This window comes from Plantibacter sp. VKM Ac-2885 (assembly GCF_015351205.1).
Taxonomy (GTDB): Bacteria; Actinomycetota; Actinomycetes; order Actinomycetales; family Microbacteriaceae; genus Plantibacter; species Plantibacter auratus.
The window spans coordinates 117,046-133,658 of sequence record NZ_JADKSK010000001.1 but is presented as its reverse complement, the minus strand read 5'-3'; the positions used below and the strand labels follow the sequence as shown (position 1 = coordinate 133,658).

17 protein-coding genes are annotated in these 16,613 nt (G+C 69.2%); 9 read left to right on the top strand and 8 right to left on the bottom strand.

The features are described 5' to 3' along the window. Window positions 1–10: 10 nt before the first annotated feature. The gene (locus tag ITJ66_RS00680) at window positions 11–274 is read right to left on the bottom strand and encodes a GlsB/YeaQ/YmgE family stress response membrane protein (RefSeq protein ID WP_064294061.1); all 264 of its coding nucleotides are present in this window, start codon (window positions 272–274) and stop codon (window positions 11–13) included. Between the two features lie 96 nt (window positions 275–370). After that, window positions 371–544, bottom strand: coding sequence for a CsbD family protein (locus ITJ66_RS00675; protein WP_064294062.1), 174 nt, complete (start codon window positions 542–544; stop codon window positions 371–373). Window positions 545–738: 194 nt separating this feature from the next. Here ITJ66_RS00675 and ITJ66_RS00670 point away from each other — a divergent pair, with 194 nt between their 5' ends. Then, window positions 739–1,821, top strand: coding sequence for an alpha/beta hydrolase (locus ITJ66_RS00670; RefSeq protein ID WP_161578587.1), 1,083 nt, complete (start codon window positions 739–741; stop codon window positions 1,819–1,821). A gap of 10 nt (window positions 1,822–1,831) precedes the next feature. On the opposite strand, the gene ITJ66_RS00665 is transcribed toward ITJ66_RS00670, so the two are convergent. Continuing rightward, window positions 1,832–2,752 (bottom strand): hypothetical protein, encoded by a 921-nt coding sequence (locus ITJ66_RS00665; protein WP_124767816.1) that lies wholly within the window; start codon window positions 2,750–2,752, stop codon window positions 1,832–1,834. A gap of 111 nt (window positions 2,753–2,863) precedes the next feature. Then, window positions 2,864–3,637, bottom strand: coding sequence for a 1-acyl-sn-glycerol-3-phosphate acyltransferase (locus ITJ66_RS00660; protein ID WP_194642841.1), 774 nt, complete (start codon window positions 3,635–3,637; stop codon window positions 2,864–2,866). 119 nt (window positions 3,638–3,756) lie between these two features. Here ITJ66_RS00660 and ITJ66_RS00655 point away from each other — a divergent pair, with 119 nt between their 5' ends. From ITJ66_RS00655 to ITJ66_RS00645, 3 genes are all read left to right on the top strand, one after another. Beyond that, window positions 3,757–4,368 carry a TetR/AcrR family transcriptional regulator gene (locus ITJ66_RS00655; protein ID WP_064294065.1) on the top strand — a complete coding sequence of 204 codons (612 nt, stop codon included), beginning with the start codon at window positions 3,757–3,759 and terminating at the stop codon, window positions 4,366–4,368. 156 nt (window positions 4,369–4,524) lie between these two features. Continuing rightward, window positions 4,525–4,971 (top strand): Fur family transcriptional regulator, encoded by a 447-nt coding sequence (locus tag ITJ66_RS00650; RefSeq protein ID WP_191939941.1) that lies wholly within the window; start codon window positions 4,525–4,527, stop codon window positions 4,969–4,971. A gap of 115 nt (window positions 4,972–5,086) precedes the next feature. Next, window positions 5,087–6,544, top strand: coding sequence for a catalase (locus ITJ66_RS00645; protein WP_079704299.1), 1,458 nt, complete (start codon window positions 5,087–5,089; stop codon window positions 6,542–6,544). 72 nt (window positions 6,545–6,616) lie between these two features. On the opposite strand, the gene ITJ66_RS00640 is transcribed toward ITJ66_RS00645, so the two are convergent. Together ITJ66_RS00640 and ITJ66_RS00635 are read right to left on the bottom strand one after the other, a co-directional pair. Beyond that, window positions 6,617–6,829: a hypothetical protein gene (locus ITJ66_RS00640; protein WP_137242951.1), complete on the bottom strand. Its 213-nt coding sequence runs from the start codon at window positions 6,827–6,829 to the stop codon at window positions 6,617–6,619. Between the two features lie 97 nt (window positions 6,830–6,926). Then, entirely contained in the window at window positions 6,927–7,562 is a 636-nt protein-coding gene (locus ITJ66_RS00635; RefSeq protein WP_158596626.1) for a uracil-DNA glycosylase, read from the bottom strand. 136 nt (window positions 7,563–7,698) lie between these two features. On the opposite strand from ITJ66_RS00635, the gene ITJ66_RS00630 reads away from it, so the two are divergent. The 3 genes from ITJ66_RS00630 (at window position 7,699) to ITJ66_RS00620 (ending at window position 11,059) form a co-directional block, all read left to right on the top strand. After that, the gene (locus ITJ66_RS00630) at window positions 7,699–9,177 is read left to right on the top strand and encodes an MFS transporter (protein WP_124767811.1); all 1,479 of its coding nucleotides are present in this window, start codon (window positions 7,699–7,701) and stop codon (window positions 9,175–9,177) included. Window positions 9,178–9,240: 63 nt separating this feature from the next. Beyond that, complete coding sequence (locus ITJ66_RS00625; RefSeq protein ID WP_124767810.1) at window positions 9,241–10,074, top strand: siderophore-interacting protein; 834 nt, start codon at window positions 9,241–9,243, stop codon at window positions 10,072–10,074. A gap of 109 nt (window positions 10,075–10,183) precedes the next feature. Then, window positions 10,184–11,059: a hypothetical protein gene (locus ITJ66_RS00620; RefSeq protein WP_124767809.1), complete on the top strand. Its 876-nt coding sequence runs from the start codon at window positions 10,184–10,186 to the stop codon at window positions 11,057–11,059. A gap of 18 nt (window positions 11,060–11,077) precedes the next feature. Here ITJ66_RS00620 and ITJ66_RS00615 read toward each other — a convergent pair whose 3' ends face one another. Beyond that, a complete protein-coding gene (locus tag ITJ66_RS00615; protein WP_124767808.1) occupies window positions 11,078–11,470 on the bottom strand; it encodes a (deoxy)nucleoside triphosphate pyrophosphohydrolase in 393 nt (130 codons plus the stop codon). A gap of 214 nt (window positions 11,471–11,684) precedes the next feature. Between ITJ66_RS00615 and ITJ66_RS00610 the strand changes: the two genes are divergently transcribed. After that, complete coding sequence (locus tag ITJ66_RS00610) at window positions 11,685–15,218, top strand: bifunctional RecB family nuclease/DEAD/DEAH box helicase (RefSeq protein WP_194642839.1); 3,534 nt, start codon at window positions 11,685–11,687, stop codon at window positions 15,216–15,218. On the opposite strand, the gene ITJ66_RS00605 is transcribed toward ITJ66_RS00610, so the two are convergent. Further along, window positions 15,193–15,816, bottom strand: a complete 624-nt coding sequence (locus ITJ66_RS00605; protein ID WP_124767806.1) for an NAD(P)H-dependent oxidoreductase — start codon at window positions 15,814–15,816, stop codon at window positions 15,193–15,195. The genes ITJ66_RS00610 and ITJ66_RS00605 overlap by 26 nt on opposite strands. 93 nt (window positions 15,817–15,909) lie before the next feature. Between ITJ66_RS00605 and ITJ66_RS00600 the strand changes: the two genes are divergently transcribed. Further along, complete coding sequence (locus ITJ66_RS00600; RefSeq protein ID WP_370582526.1) at window positions 15,910–16,491, top strand: TetR/AcrR family transcriptional regulator; 582 nt, start codon at window positions 15,910–15,912, stop codon at window positions 16,489–16,491. Window positions 16,492–16,613 lie beyond the last annotated feature (122 nt).

The window sequence follows — 16,613 nt, the reverse complement described above, 5'->3', positions numbered from 1 at the left end:
GTGGAGGCGCTTACGCCTTCTTGTTGCGGGTCAGTGCGCCGTAGATGAGCAGCACGACGATCGATCCGCCGATGGCGAGGAGCCACGTCTGCAGCGAGAAGAACTCCTGCAGGTTCGCGCCGAAGAGGATGCCGCCGAGCCAGCCGCCGAGCAGTGCTCCGACGACGCCGAGCAGCAGCGTGATCAACCAGCCGCCGCCCTGACGGCCCGGAAGGATTGCCTTGGCGAGGGCGCCGGCGATGAGGCCGAGCAGCAGGAAGCCGAGAAAACTCATGATGTCTCCAAATGTGATTACTGGATCGAACGGGGTGCCGGTCGACCGTGTTACCGCCCCCGCCGGTGGGCGGGGGCAGCCACTGTATCGCGAGGACTAGTGCTTGAACGCGTCCTTGACATTCTCGCCGGCCTTCTTGGCGTCGGCCTTCGTCTGGTCGGCCTTGCCCTCTGCGACCTTGCTGTCGTCGCCGGTGACCTTGCCCAGAGCTTCCTTCGCCTTGCCCGCGAGGTCCTCAGCGGCGTTCTGGATCTTGTCCGATGCACTCATGGCGTTCTCCTTCGTCTGCGTTGGAAACCGGTGATGATGTCCGGTCATCGGGTAAGACGCAGCTCGGCGGGCATTCGTCACGGAATCCGTCGAAAAACTTCCCGGGCGCCGGCGGAGTGCGATCGAATGCGAGACTGGAGGTTCGTGTTCCGCCAGGCAGCGCCGCCGTCCAGACCCGCCAGGAGGTGAATCGCTTGAGGACAGCACCCCCTCGCTCGGGCTTCGCGCGCTTCCTGCGTGTCGTCCGCAACACGATGTTCTGGATCATCGGCGTGATCCTCGCTATCGCGCTGGTGATCTTCGTCTGGTTGCAGCTGACCCCGTGGCCGGGCTCGATGGTCATCCGCATGGCCTTCGACGAACGGGCCAAGGTCGTGCAATCCGACCTCGTGAAGTACGTCCCAGACGGTGTCGACGTCCGACAGGACATCCCGTACCGCTCCGGCGACGCGGACGCGCTGCTCGACGTCTACACGCCCGACGGGGTGCGCGGCAGCGGTGCCGCCCTCCCGACGATCGTGTGGGTGCACGGTGGAGCGTGGATCTCCGGCAGCAAGGAACTCATCTCCAACTACATGCGCGTGCTGGCCGGCGAGGGGTACACGGCGATCGCGGTCGAGTACACGATCGCGCCAGAGGGCCAGTACCCGTTGCCCATCGAGCAGGTCGCCGACTCGCTCGGCTACCTCGACGCCAACGCTCGCGCGCTCAACGTGGATTCGTCCAAGCTCATCCTCGCCGGTGACTCCGCCGGTGCCCAGATCGCCGCCCAGGTCGCGAACGTGGTCACGAGTTCCGAGTACGCCAGCTCCATCAAGGTCGAATCGCCGATCGAACCGGAGCAGCTCGCCGGGGTGGTCCTCGCCTGCGGGGCCTACGACCTCAGCCTGGTCAACGCCGAGGGCAGCTTCGGGTGGTTCCTCGACACGGTGCTCTGGTCGTACTTCGGAGCGCGCGACTACAAGACCCGACCGGAGGTGGCGTCCGCGTCCGTCGTCGACTATCTGACGGCGAAGTATCCACCGACGTACATCACGGTCGGCAACTGGGATCCGCTCTACCCGCAGTCGGTCGAGTTCAAGGCGAAGCTCCAGGGCCTCGGTGTCGACGTGCAATCGATGATCTTCAACCCGGACTTCCGACCGGGGCTCGAGCACGAGTACCAGTTCCTGCTCAACGACCAGGGCCGGTTCAACCTCCAGCGCATGGACGCCTTCATCGACGGCGTCACCGACACGAGTCTGCCGTTCGGCCAGCAGGGTCCGCCCGTCCGCTGAACGATCGGCGTCAGGGCAGGCGGATGCGTTCGCCGTCCTCGACGAGACGACCGTGGAGCACCGCCTGGGCGAGCGTGAGGTCCAGCCAGCGTCGAGCGGTCTCACCGAGGCGACCGTAGCCGAGCACGGACGCCGCCTGCATCGGCAGCTGCTCGCGGTCGACCTCGTGCTCGGGGCTCGCGGTGATCACGAGCTCCATGGCGTTGCAGATCTCCGCGGGACTGATGTCGGTGACCGCGCGGTGATCGCGATGCACGACCCGGCGGACGCCTCGCCACGTGACGACGTCGAGTCCGGTGGGCCAGGCGAAGCCGTTCTGGACGACGAACGCCTCCGTCACCAGCGCTGACAGCTCGGTGCGGGACTCCTCGGACGGTCGGTCGACGCCGAAGCGCCGGGCGACGATGGTCACGAGTCGCGGGACGGCGATCGGGCCCTCGGTCGTGAGGATCGTCGATGCGACGCGGGTCACGGCGGCCTTCGTGAGCTCGAGGTTGTCGAGGACGGACGCGGGGCCGATGACGGAGTCGTCGGCGAGCTCGAAATCGGTGATGGCGACGCTCAGGGGGACGACCGGGGCCGACGCGGTGACGGGGAGGGCGACCGGGTCGACCAGGCCGGTCGTGGACCGGTCATGGGCTGGTGCTACCTCGCCGACGTCCGGGCCGGCGACGGGCGTCCGGGGTGCGTGCGCGTCGCGGTCGTCCAGCGGCGCCGAGTCGTCGGGCTGCTGAGTAGGGGGTGTCGGCGTCGCCCGGGATGTGGGATCCGGCGTGCGCCGTGGCGAGTGGTCCGCTGCGGACTCGGCGTCGTTCGTGTCCGGCGTGGCCGGCGTCGAGGGGTCCTCCGAGAGCGCACGTTCAGCGCGTTCGCGCCAGGCCTTCGGGAGCCATGTCGACTTCGCGACGAAGCCGTTCCACCCGCGACTCACGGTGCCACGCTCCGCTCGGAGCGCGGGCTGGCGGAGCGACGATGCCCTGCGGGGTGGGTCGACGAGGTCAGAGGTGGCACCTCCACAGGATAGACCGCGGCGGACGTGCGCTCAGCTCGCCGTCTGCCGACGCGCCTCACGTCGGCGCTCGCGTTCGAGGTCGGCGGCTGCAGCCTCGGCAGGCGTGGGAGCCGTTCCGCCCAGGGCGCGAGGTTGCCACCACGCCCCGGTCCCATTGACGGGATAGTCGCGTTGCAGCTCGTCGACCATGCCCTGCAGACGGTCGCGGAGCTGCTCGGTACTCGTGCCGACGTCATCACCGGGCGCGACGATGATCGGCTCGCCGAACGAGAAGTGCACGGGGACCCCGAACCGCTCGCGGAAGCCGACCCGGTGGTTCTTCGTCATGAGGCGATGACCGCCCCAGACCGCGACGGGGATGATCGGCACGCCGGCCTCCTGCGCGAGGCGCACCGCGCCCGACTTGAGCTCGCGGACGGTGAACGAGGCGCTGACACCGGCCTCGGGGAAGACCCCGACCAGCTCGCCGCTGCGGAGTGCTGCGACGGCGTCGGCATAGGCGGCCGCACCGGCACGCATGTCGACGGCGATGTGCCGCATGCTCCGGAGGAGACGGCCCACGATGGGCTGGTCGAAGGCACCCTGCTTGGCCATGAAGCGGATACGGCGGCGGTTGTGGAGCACGGTCGCCCACTCGACGAGTGCGAACTCGAGGTACCCGAAGTGGGTCATCGCGACCACCGCGCCCCCCTCGTCGGGGAGGTGCTCGATGCCGGTGGCGTGACGGCGCAGGCGCCAGAAGCCGAAGAGGGAGCGACCGACACCGACGGCGGTGTCGTACACGGGCTCGATGCGGCGTCTCATGGCGACACCGTACGACAGGGACCTGGGGAAGTACCGGGCTGGACACCTGGGGAAGGACCGGGCTAGGGGCGCCTCGGGAACCCTTCGCCGGCGGACCGCACGCCCGATACGATCGCAGGATGACGGTGACGCAGACGGGCCGCTCCCGCGGCAGTTACGCCAAGACGGCGGCGAGACGCCGGGAGATCCTCGAGGCGGGGATGGACGTCTTCGCCGAGCAGGGGTTCCGCAGTGGATCGCTCCGCGAGGTCGCGGAGCGCGTGGGCATGAGCCAGGCCGGCCTCCTCCACCATTTCTCGACCAAGAACGATCTACTCGCCGCGATCCTCGACTTCCGGGACGACCGGGATCGCGAGGAGTCCGGCATCGAGATCGGGAGCGGCATCGAAGGCATCCGCGGGCTCCTCCGCCTCGTCGAGCACAACATGCGCGTCCCCGGTCTCGTCGAGCTCCACTGCGTCCTGTCCGCCGAGGCGACCTCACCGGACCACCCGGCGCACGAGCACTTCGTCCGGCGGTACAGCTGGTTGATCGACGGGATGACCGTCTCCTTCGAGGTGATGGCGCGCGAGGGCCAGCTGGTGGCCGGCGTCGAGCCTGCGAGCGCGGCACGCATGCTCATCGCGATGATGGACGGTCTCCAGCTGCAGTGGCTGCTCGACCGTGATTCGGTGGACATGGCCGAGGAGACCCGACGTTCGCTGCGGCCCCTGTTGACCGTCGAGCTGTAGCCCGCGCTCCCCCGCCGTGACCGGGAATTCTCCACATCCGGCGTCATCCATCGGTCCACAACTCATATCTGATATTAGAGTTGGGGTGGCTGCGGGACAACGCGGAGGGGAAGTCCTTATTTTGACTAATTCAAAACAACTCGGTACGGTGGCTGCATGAACGGATTGGAGGTGGAGTCGGCGACGTTCGACTTCAACACGAAGATCCGGGCAGCCGGGCTGCGGGTGACCACGGGACGCCTCGCCGTCCTCGAGATCCTCGCCCGGACACCGCACGCTGATGTGGAGCAGGTGGTCGCGTCCTTGAAGCCGCGAGCCCCGCAGACCTCCCCACAGGCCGTGTACAGCGTGCTCAACGCCTTCGTCGCAGCCGGTCTCGTGCGCAGGATCGAACCGGACGGCCATCCCGGCCGGTACGAGCTGCGCGTCGACGACAACCACCATCACCTGGTGTGCAGCTCGTGCGGCGCCGTGGTCGACGTCGACTGCACGCAGGGTGCGGCGCCATGCATGCACCCCGACGACACGGCTGGGTACGTCATCGACACGGCCGAGATCACGTTCTGGGGCGTATGCCCCGCGTGCCAGGCGGATGCTGCCTGACGCCGTTCCACAGACCACTCGACGGCACCTCCATGCCGATCGTCAGCTGTCACCGCCAAGGTGGCAGTGCTGAATCCATCCGACCGTCCGACCAGCCCCACCCTCGAGGAGAGACATGTCCGAGACCAGCTACACCACCACCAACAGCGGAGCACCCGTCGCGAGCGACGAGCACTCCCAGAGCGTCGGCGCAGACGGAGCGATCGCGCTCCACGACCACTACCTGGTCGAGAAGCTCGCGCAGTTCAACCGCGAACGGGTGCCGGAGCGTGTCGTCCACGCCAAGGGCGGCGGTGCGTTCGGACGGTTCGTCACGACCGGTGACGTCTCCCAGTTCACGCGCGCCGCGCTGTTCCAGCCGGGCGTCGAGACCGAGATGCTCGCACGCTTCTCCACCGTCGCCGGTGAGCAGGGCAGCCCCGACACCTGGCGCGACCCCCGTGGCTTCGCGCTGAAGTTCTACACGAGCGAGGGCAACTACGACCTCGTCGGCAACAACACGCCGGTGTTCTTCATCCGCGACGGCATCAAGTTCCCCGACTTCATCCGCTCGCAGAAGCGTCTCCCGGGTTCGCACCTGCGCGACCACGACATGCAGTGGGACTTCTGGACGCTCTCCCCCGAGAGCGCGCACCAGGTCACCTGGCTCATGGGCGACCGCGGCCTGCCGGGCTCCTGGCGGCACATGGACGGCTTCGGGTCGCACACCTACCAGTGGGTCAACGCCGCAGGCGAGCGCTTCTGGGTGAAGTACCACTTCAAGACCGACCAGGGCATCGAGATCCTCACGCAGGACCAGGCCGACCAGATCGCCGGCGAGGACGCCGACTTCCACATCCGCGACCTCTCCGAGGCGATCACCCGCGGTGAGCACCCGAGCTGGACGCTGTCCGTGCAGGTCATGCCCTACGCCGACGCCGCGGGCTACCGCTTCAACCCGTTCGACCTCACCAAGGTCTGGCCGCACAGCGACTACCCGCTCATCGAGGTCGGCAAGATGACCCTCGACCGCAACCCGGAGAACTACTTCGCGCAGATCGAGCAGGCGACCTTCGCGCCGTCGAACTTCGTCCCCGGAATCGCGGCGAGCCCCGACAAGATGCTCCTGGCCCGCATCTTCAGCTACGCGGACGCACACCGCTACCGCGTGGGCACCAACCACGCACAGCTGCCGGTCAACGCGCCGCACGCGCCGGTGCACACGTACTCGAAGGAAGGTGCCATGCGCTACACCTTCAACGACGCGGACGCGCCGGTCTACGCACCCAACTCGGTCGGTGGCGCCCACGCCGACCCTGCGCGCGCCGCTGAGTCCAACGGCTGGCAGTCCGACGGCGAGCTCGTGCGGGCAGCCGCGACGCTGCACGCCGAGGACGACGACTTCGGCCAGGCCGGGACCCTCGTGCGCGAGGTGCTCGACGACGCCGCCCGCGACCGCCTCGTCGGCAACATCATCGGCCACGTCTCGAAGGTGACGCGCCCCGAGCTCCGTGCCCGGGTCATCGCCTACTGGACCGCCGTCGACGGCACGCTGGGCGCTCGCGTCGCAGCGGGCCTCCCGCCGCTCGTCTAGAGCCCACCGCCGAGAGCGCGGAAACGGTCGCCATTCCTCGTGGATGGCGACCGTTGCTGCGCTCTCGCGGGGTCAGAACCCCATCGGGCCGCCGCCACGGCGCGGCACGCCGCCGGTGCCCTCCGCGAGGCCTCTCGCGCGTTCGCGCTCGACCTCCGCGTCGTTGTCGTGCGAATGGTGTTCGTCGGCCGAGCGGGCGGCGCGGTCGCGCCGTGACACGTACCAGACGGCCGCGATCGCCAGGAGGACGAGCGCGGCGAGGATGACGATGGTGCCGATGTCCATGTGATGCTCCTCTCCTCGTCCATCGACCCTAACGAGGCCTCAGATGCACGCAACCCCCTCGCCCGACGGGCGAAGGGGTTGCGAAAGGGGTGTGTGATCAGCCGGCGACCTGTTTGGCGCGGGCGAAGACCTTCTCGATCTCCTCGCGACGACCCGGCTGCTTCAGCGACAAGGGCGAGGGGTGCGGAGCGTTGAAGGCGCTGTAGGTGTTGCCGAGCAGGGGCTCGACGTGCTTCCACCAACCGTCCTGGGCGTGGGGTCCGCAGAGGACGACGACGCGCAGGTTCTTGAGGAGGGGCAGGAGGGCGCGCAGTTCCATCGCTCCCTGAGCGACCTCGGGCGCGTTCGGCTTCTTCCGCCCGGCGCTCAGGTACCACGGGACGATGTTCCACACCATGACGTCGTCGAAGCCGATGTCGTTCCGCAGATTCCAGAGGCTCTCGGCGATCGGGTCGTCGTTGTCGACCGAGGCGAAGCCGGATCCCGGGGCGTCGAGGCTGTCGGGAGCAAGCGTCCCCGGGGCGTCGAGGAGGATCAGCGTCTTCGCGTTGACGGCCGCGTCGGCCGGGTCGACGAGCGGGAGGACGAGGTCCGCCTGCCGCCGTCCTCGGCGGGTCATCATCGCGTCCGACCAGTCGCGCAGCGGTGCGAGTGCCGGCGACTCGGCCAGCATGCGGTGTCGTTCGGCCAGTTCGTCGGGGTCTTGCAGCCCGCGAGGGGCATCCATATGCATCTTCCGAGCGTAGCCCGTGACGGCTGCCCCGTCATCGTCTGAGCCGGTTCTGAGGCTGAAGATGCTGCACAGGACGGTGGATTCGTGTCCGTCAAGCCGGGGCGGACCGGGTTGACGCGGGCCTAGGCTGGCCAGGATGACTGACGAGCGAACCGCCCCCGACGACCGGACGAAGTGGCGCGCGTTCGCCATCTGCGTGTCGGTCGCCGCCCTCACGATCCTCGACCTCTCGAAGGTCAATGTCGGACTGCCGTCGATCGAGCAGGCGCTCGACGCCGGCCCGACCGCCCTGCAGCTGATCGTCGCCGGGTACGCCCTGGCCTTCGGTCTCATCCTCGTGCCCGCCGGGCGTTACGGCGACCTGCACTCGCGGCGTCGCATGTTCATGATCGGCCTGAGCGTGTTCGGGGCGGCCAGTCTCGCGTGCGCCGTCGCACCGAGCGTCGGCATCCTCATCGGCGGGCGGATCCTCCAGGGCATCGCCGCGGGTCTGCTGATGCCGCAGGTCATCGGGCTCATCCAGCAGTTGTTCGTGGGGAAGGAGCGCGGCCGCGCCTTCGGGCTCTTCGGAGCCATCATCGGCCTCTCGACGGCGTTCGGACCGACGCTCGGCGGTCTGCTCATCGCCATCGGCGGCCCGGAGGACGGCTGGCGCCTGCTCTTCTGGATGAACGTCCCGCTCGCGATCATTCTGTTGCCGATCGCCGCCCGATTGCTGCCCAAGCAGCAGCCGCACGAGGCGGGTGCCGGATCGCTCGACCCGGTGGGCATCGTGTTCCTCGGTCTCGCCGTGCTGTCGCTCATGCTGCCGTTCGTCCTGACGACCGGTTCCCCGGGCGACGACCCGGCGCGTTGGTGGTTGCTGGTCGCGTTCGCCGTCTTCGCCGGCCTCTTCGCCTGGTGGGAGGGTCGCTACCAACGCGCCGGGAAGACACCCGTCGTCGACTTCTCCCTGTTCAAGCTCGGCAGCTACCGCAACGGCGTCCTGATCTCCACGACGTACTTCGCGGCGATGCCGGCCACCTTCCTCACGCTCACGCTGTTCGTGCAGCAGGGGCTCGGGCTCGAGCCGGTCTTCGCGGGCATGATCACGATCCCCTTCGCCCTCGCCTCGGCCGTCAGCTCGTGGTTGAGCGGGCGGGTCGTCGACCGCCTCGGACGCCCCCTGGTCGTCGGTGGGCTCGTACTGGTCGTGGTGGGGTTCAGTCTCAACTCGCTCCTCGCGTTCATCACGCCCCCGGAGATCACGCCGTACGCGATGGGTGCCGCGATGCTCCTGGCCGGCATCGGCGGCGGCGCGGTGATCTCTCCCAACCAGACGCTGATGCTCGCGGACATCCCCGTGGCCTCCGGTGGTGTCGCCGGATCGATCGGTCAGCTCGGCCAGCGCATCGGCACCGCGGTCGGGCTCGCCGCCGCGACGGCCACCTTCTACGCGACCGTGTACTCGGAGAACGGCGGCGATGCGTCGGGCGCCTCGCTCGACGTCTATCACGACGCGTACCGCAACAGCACCCTCGTGACGATCGGCTTCGTCGTCGTGGCGCTCGTCTTCGCGCTGCTCGACACCCGTTCGCGGAAGGTCAACGCCGTCGCACCCGAATCCTCCAAGTAAGGGTGACCTGAGTTAGGGTAGCCTCAGTCGCGGCCGCCGGAGCCGCCGGAGGAAGGGGCTCGAGTGGCTCGCACGAATGCCGAGACGGCGCGCATCAAACCCGAGGCGGCGACACTCCTCACGCTGCGGGTCGTCCGCCGCTCGCGTATCTCGCCGAACATCGCCAGGGTCACCCTCGGTGGCGGTGACATCGCCGACTTCACGTTCCTCGGTTACGACCAGTGGTTCCGGTTCTTCATCCCGGTCTCCGAGGGCGGGCTCGAGCGGCTGCCGACCAAGCTCGACATGCTGGCCTACGCCAAGTACCTCGCGATCTCCAAGTCCGTGCGACCGGTGCTCCGGAACTACACGGTGCGGGATTTCCGGCGCGACGGGCCCGACGGGCCGGAGCTGGACGTCGACTTCGTCATCCACGGGTCGGCCGCCGAGGGGACTGCGGGGCCTGCGGCGAGCTGGGCCCAGTCATGCGAGGTGGGCGATGCGGTGGCACTGCTGGACGAGGGGCGCATGTTCAACCTCCCGGCCGACGTCGACCGGGTGCTGCTGGTCGCGGACGAGACCGGACTCCCCGCCGTCGCAGGCATCCTGACCTCGCTTCCGGCGTCGACCGTCGGGACGGCGATCGTCGAGATCCCCTCCGCCGCCGACGCGCAGGACGTGCGAGTCCCGGACGGGGTCGAGCTGCGATGGGTGGTCCGAGAGGATCCGCACGACATCCCTGGACGAGCGGCGCTGGCGGCCGCGACGGCCCTCGGCGTGCCGCCCAGCCCGTGCTACGGATGGGTCGTCGGAGAGCAGTCCCTGGCCGCGAACGTGCGTCGGCTCTGGGTCCGTGGTGGCATGCCGAAGGACCGTGTCATGTTCTGTGGCTACTGGAAGGCCGGCAAGGCGCACTGATCGGCCGCTGGTGTCGGCGTTCTGGTCGACCTCGCCGCTAATTGGGTCGATCGCCCGAATTCGGGGTGTCCCCGACGCGCTGGGCTGACGGCTCCACTAACCTCACGACATGCCTTCTCCCGCCGGTGCGACCGGAAACACGATCGGCGCGCTGCCGACCGGCGTCGCGACGGGTCTGATCCGGACGGTGACCGGTGGATCCGCCGACCGGGCGTTCGAGGTCGATGTCCCCGAAACAGCCTCGAGCGCTGCGGACACGTCGTCGCACTCGCACGACGCCCTCCGCAGCTGGGACGTCGTCCGCTCCACCTTCCGACCAGGTGAGGCCCTGACCTTCGACGAGCGCTACCGGTACGCCCAGCTCCCCCTGATCGACGCCGACCACCCGCTCGCGCTCGCGGCGAGTCCTGACGGCGTCTACCGTGGCGGGCGGTACGCCGAGGCGCGCCTGGCGGTCGTCGTCCCCGTCCCGATCGAACGACTGTTCGTCGATCCGATCTTCCTGAGCTACGAGGCCGATCTCGCCTCGGCACCCTTCGCCCCCAAACTCGCACGAGGCATCGAGCTCCGACGCGCCCACCGCTTGCACGCGACGCTCTCCTCCATCGATGCGGACTCCGGGTTCCTCGACGGGCTGAGAACGAGCGTCGGCGCGTTCACGCCCTTCCGGGTCAGGCTGGCGGGCCCCGTCATCGGCGGCTTCAACCGCGGACGCTGTTACCTCCCCGCCATCGCGGACGCCTTCGGCCCCATCCAGCGGGCCGTCGGTGGGCGTCCATCACCGCTCGTCGGGGTGGGCCTGCACCACTTCCGCGATGAGCTCGACGCTGCCGAGACCGCGGCGCTCGCCGCATTCCTCGAGCGTTGGCGCGACGTCACCCTGTTCGAGTGGACGGTCACCGAGCTGGCGATCACCTCGACCAACGACGATCTCGTGCTCAGTGGACGCACGCTCGCGCGCATTCCGCTCCACGCGGCCGACTGACACGCCGCATCTCCGGGGTCAGCTCGCGGTGAGTCGCCTGACCATCGGGAGGTCGGGGGTCGCCCAGTCCAGTCCGAGGAGCTGTTCGCGGGTGACCCAGCGCAGTTCGTCATGGTCCGTGCTGTGGACCGGGGGTGCCCCTCGGAAGACGACCTCGTAGCAGGCGAGGTCGATGACGAGCTCGCCCACGGTGACGGTGGAGCGGTCCAGCAGCGCCCCCACAGCGACGTCGGCGTCGAGCTCCTCGCGCAGCTCACGAGCCAGCGCGTCCTGCGGTTGCTCGCCGGGCTCGACCTTGCCGCCGGGGAACTCCCACAGTCCACCGGACGCCCGCCCGGGTGCCCGCCGACATGCGAGCACGGTGTCGTCCTGTGAGGCGACACCCGCGACGACCTGGATCGTGGTGGTCATCATGCGCTCCTGTCCCGTGGCGTCGTGGTCGCTGTCCAGGCTAGGGGACGCGGGATTGAGGGTGCCCGACGCCGCTCCACAGACGGCTCCCCCTTGGCTGACGACAGCCTGCGTCCCGCGGCGGCGCCGTGGTCGGTGGTGCGTGCCAGACTGACAGCGATCGGAGGCGGACCAGCCCCCGCAGTAGTCGTCTCGAAAGGCACCCACCGCACCGATGTTCCTCCTCGACGGTTCCGCCATCACGAGCGCCAGCGACCTCTCCAACGCCTCCTACTGCGAGTTCGCCTTCCTGCGCACGGTCGACGCGAAGCTCGGTCGGATCGAACCGATCGTCGAGCCCGAGGACGAGATGCTGATGCGCACCTCCAAGCTCGGCGACCAGCACGAGCTGCGCGTCCTCGAGTCGTACCGCGCCGAGTTCGGCACCGGCGTCGTCGAGCTCGACCGCCCCGACGTCCGAGACGCGGTGGCGCTCGCCGCAGCCGTCGAGTCGACGATCACGGCGTTCCGCGACGGAGCCCCGGTCGTCTTCCAGGCCGCGTTCTTCGACGGATCGTTCATCGGCTTCGCCGACTTCATCGTGCGCCGGCCCGACGGCCGGTATCGCGTGCAGGACACCAAACTCGCGCGCTCACCGAAGGTGACCGCCCTCCTCCAGCTCGCCGCCTACGTGGAGCAGCTGGAGACGGCCGGGATCCCGGTCGACGACGACGTCGACCTCATCCTGGGAGACGGCACCGTCAGCACCCACGCGGTGGCCGACATCCTGCCGGTGTACCGTCGCCGCCGTGCGCGCCTGCTGCGGATCGTCGCCGAACGGCTCGAAGCCGACGCCCCGGTGGCCTGGGGCGATCAGCGCTACAGCGTCTGCGGACGATGCGCGTGGTGCGACGCCGAGATCACAGCCTCACGCGACGTCCTGCTGGTGGCCGGGCTCCGGTTGACGCAGCGCGACCGCCTGCTGGCGGCCGGCATCGCCACGATCGACGATCTGGCGTCGCTCACGCTCACCGGGTCGACCGAGCGACCAGGGCCGCACGGGCCGTCGGGTGGCGCCGGCGGGACGGTCGACGGCATCGCCGAGAGCACGCTCGCTGCGCTGCGCGAGCAGGCGCACCTGCAGCTCGAGCCGTCACCCGCCGCCGGCGTGCCGGAGTTCCGCGTGCACGACGCCGCGGCGCTCGGGCTCCTGCCGCAACCCGATCCGGGCGACGTCTTCTTCGATTTCGAGGGCGACCCGCTGTACACCGAGGGCGAGCCGGGCGACGCCCGACGGGGTGACCGCACGAGGTGGGGCATCGACTACCTGTTCGGCCTGGTCGACACCGACGGCCGGTTCCGATCCTGGTGGGCGCACGACTTCCATGAGGAGCGCACGGCCCTGATCGACTTCCTCGCCTACCTCACCGCCCGCCGTGCCGAGTTCCCGGGCATGCACGTGTACCACTACGCCGCCTACGAGCGGACGCACCTGCTCTCGCTGGCCGCCCGGCACGGGGTCGGGGAGGACACGATCGACGACCTCCTCCGCGAGGCCGTGCTGTTCGACCTCTACCCGTTCGTCCGCAAGACGGTGCGTGTCGGATCGCGGTCGTACTCGATCAAGAAGCTCGAGCCGCTCTACATGGGTGAGGACCACCGCGACAGCGACGTCACCGACGCCGCGGCATCCATCACCGCCTACGCGGAGGCGCGCGAGCTGAGTCGGAGCGGCGACCCGGAGCTCGTCGCCGAAGGCGAACGGAAGCTCGCCGAGATCGCCGAGTACAACGCGTACGACTGCGAGTCGACCCGTCGGCTGCGGAACTGGTTGCTCGACCTCGGTGCGGAACGGGGCGTGCTGCCGGGCACCTTCGTCACCGACGCACCTGAGCCCCTGGTGGACGAACCGACGCCGCTCCACGACGCGCTGACGGCGTTGGCCGGAGACCCCCTCGACCCCGAACGCTCCGACGACGCCACCGCGTATGCGCTCGCGGCGGCCGCCATCGACTACCACCGGCGTGAGCACAAATCGTTCTGGCAGGAGCACTTCTCCCGACTCATCGCCGCGCGCGACGAATGGGAGGACACCCGGAACGTCTTCACCGTCACCTCGGGAATTGTCGAGCGCGACTGGTTCCGCGAGGGACGGCAGCGCAGCGACCGCCGTCACGTCCGACTCCGCGGCCGATGGGCTCCCGGCAGCAGTGTGAAGGTCGGCGCCGACCCGTTCGCGGTCTACGACCACCCGGGACCGTACACGCTCCCCCGCGCCGAGCCCGGCTCGCGACCGGCGGGGCAGATCACGGTCCTCGAGGTCGACGACGACTCCCTGCTCATCCAGGAGACGCTCAAGACGGATCGTGAGCCCTACACGGAGCTGCCGGTCGCGCTCACGCCGTCTCCTCCCCCGCGACCCGGAACACAGGTCGACGCGATCGCCGAGTGGGGGCAAGCGGTCCTCGACGCCTCTCCAGGGTGGCCGGACGACGGCGTCGTCGACATCCTGCGGCGACGGTCGCCCCGCACGAGCTCGGGTGAGCCGCTCCCCCACCGCGGAGACGGGCGGACGATCGAGGACGTGACCGCCGCGTTGCTCGACCTCGACGACTCGGCGCTCGCCGTCCAGGGGCCGCCCGGAACCGGCAAGACCTACGTCGCCTCGCACGTCATCACGGCCCTCGTGCAGCAGCACGGCTGGCGGATCGGGGTCGTGGCGCAGTCGCACGACGTCGTCGAGAACCTCCTCGAGCGTGTGGTGAAGGCGGGGCTCTCCCCCGCGCTCGTGGCGAAGACCCTACGATCCGGTGCCGACCCGGATGCTGAGCGCGGCTACACGGTCCTCCCGGCCAATGGTCATGGCGCGTTCATGGCCGAGCAGACCGGCGGCTTCGTCATCGGCGGGACGGCCTGGGACTTCAGCAACCCCAACCGGTTCGACCGGAGATCGCTCGACCTCCTCGTCGTCGACGAAGCCGGTCAGTTCTCGCTCGCCTACACGATCGCGGGGAGCGTCGCCGCGCGGAACCTCCTGCTCCTGGGCGACCCGCAGCAGCTGCCGCAGGTGAGCCAGGGGACGCATCCCGAACCGATCGACACCTCGGCCCTCGGATTCGTGGCCGACGGTCGCGACGTCCTCCCTCCGGAACTCGGCTACTTCCTCCACGAGACCTGGCGGATGGATGCCGCGGTCACCGAGCCGGTCTCGCGATTGTCGTACGGCGGCGAGCTGCGCTCAGCAGCGGCCACGACGAAGCGGCGTCTGGAGGGTCGTGCGCCGGGACTGCACGTCGTCCCGGTCCACCACGTCGGAAACGCGACGAGTTCGCAGGAGGAGGCCGACCGCGTCGCCGAGCTCGTCCGGTCGAGCATCGGGCTCCGCTGGACCGATCCGGATGCCGGCCGCATCGACGACCCGGTGGGCGAGGCCGACATCATCGTCGTCTGTCCCTACAACGCCCACGTCGCCGTCGTCCGAGCGACGCTCGACGCGGCCGGGTTCGACGGGGTGCGCGTCGGGACCGTCGACAAGTTCCAGGGTCAGGAGGCCGTCATCGCGATCGTGTCGCTGGCCGCGTCCTCCCCTGCCGACGTCCCGCGGGGCATGTCGTTCCTCTTGATGAAGAACCGACTGAACGTCGGGATCTCCCGCGCCCAGTGGGCGGCGTACCTCGTGCACTCCCCCGCGCTCACCGAGTACCTGCCGGTCACGCCGGAGGGCGTGGCCGAGCTCAGTGCCTTCATCCGGTTGGTCGACGGCCACTGACCAGCTCCGCCGGGGCTGCGGAGGGGCGAGGATTCCGTCGCGCCGCGTCGGTGCGACCGTTCTGCGCCGCCTTCGCGAGCCACCGCTGACGCTGCTCCACGGTCGAATCCTTCACCCGACCGAACCGGTTCACGGCGACCGGCTTGATCCCGCAGAACCGGAGGGTGGTGGTACGGAGTTGCTTCACCGTCGTGTCGCCGACGAGCGGCAGGTACCACGAGGGCGAGTCCGACGTGACGATCACCCGACCGGTACGGCCCGCCAGCAGCCCCTCAGGGAGGCCGTTGGACTTCATCCGGTAGGCGCGACGGGGCAGCAGCAGGCGATCGAAGAACCCCTTGAGCAGTGCGGGCACCGATCCCCACCAGACCGGAGCCACGATCACGATGTGGTCCGCGGCGAGGATCTGCTCCCACGCCCGTTCGAGGTCGGGTTCCAGGTCTTGACGGCGGGTGTAACCGAGGCGGAGGTTCGGGTCGAACGCGAGGTCGCGGACGGCGAGGACGGTGGCGTCGCCGTGCGCCTCCGCGTAGCTGGTGGCGAGGGCGGCGCAGAGGGACCCGGGGTTCGGGTGTCCGTCGATGACGAGGGCGGGCATGAGTTCTCCAACAGTTGTAGGTCTGGACAGTGCCAAGAATCTGGACACTGTCCACTTCCGGCTGGAACCGACTCTACGGGTACGATGTTGCTTGTGTCAAGATCGACGACGACGTACCACCACGGCAACCTCGGGCCGGCGCTCGAGGACGCTGCACTCGAACTCATGCGGACGCAGGGCCATGCTTCGTTGAGCCTGCGGGAGGTCGCACGCCGTGCCGGGGTCAGTCACAACGCGCCGTACCACCACTTCGGCGACCGGACCGCGCTCCTGAAGCGGCTGAGTGAACGCGGCATGGCCGAGCTCTTGGACGCCATGCGCGAAGAGCGGGAGGTGACGGCGGGTCGAGACCCACGGGAGGCGGCCGTCCGGATCGGTTCGACGTATGTGCACTACGCGGCGCAGCACCCGGAGCGGTTCCGCCTGATCTACGACCCCGAAGTCTGTGTCCCCGGCTCACCGAGTGAGGCTATGGCGCCACTCATCGGAGGCGTCGAGGCGCTGCTCGCCGAGACGACGGCGTCGCTGGCCCCCGGCGCCGAGCCGCAGGTCATCGCCGCCCTGACCACGGCGGTCTGGGCGGCGGTCCACGGGCTCGCGGAACTCGTCGTCGCCGGACACATCTCCGAGGCAGCGGCCCGCCCTGCGCTGGAGGCGTTGCTCACGCGACCCTGAGGTGGCGTCTCGCATGGAGCCTGTACACGATCGTCATCCGGGAAACGGTCGGGAAGCTCAAAGGTCGTTCATGGTCGAACCAGACGATTCACTCGGATTGCGGGAGTCAGATGATCTCAGCA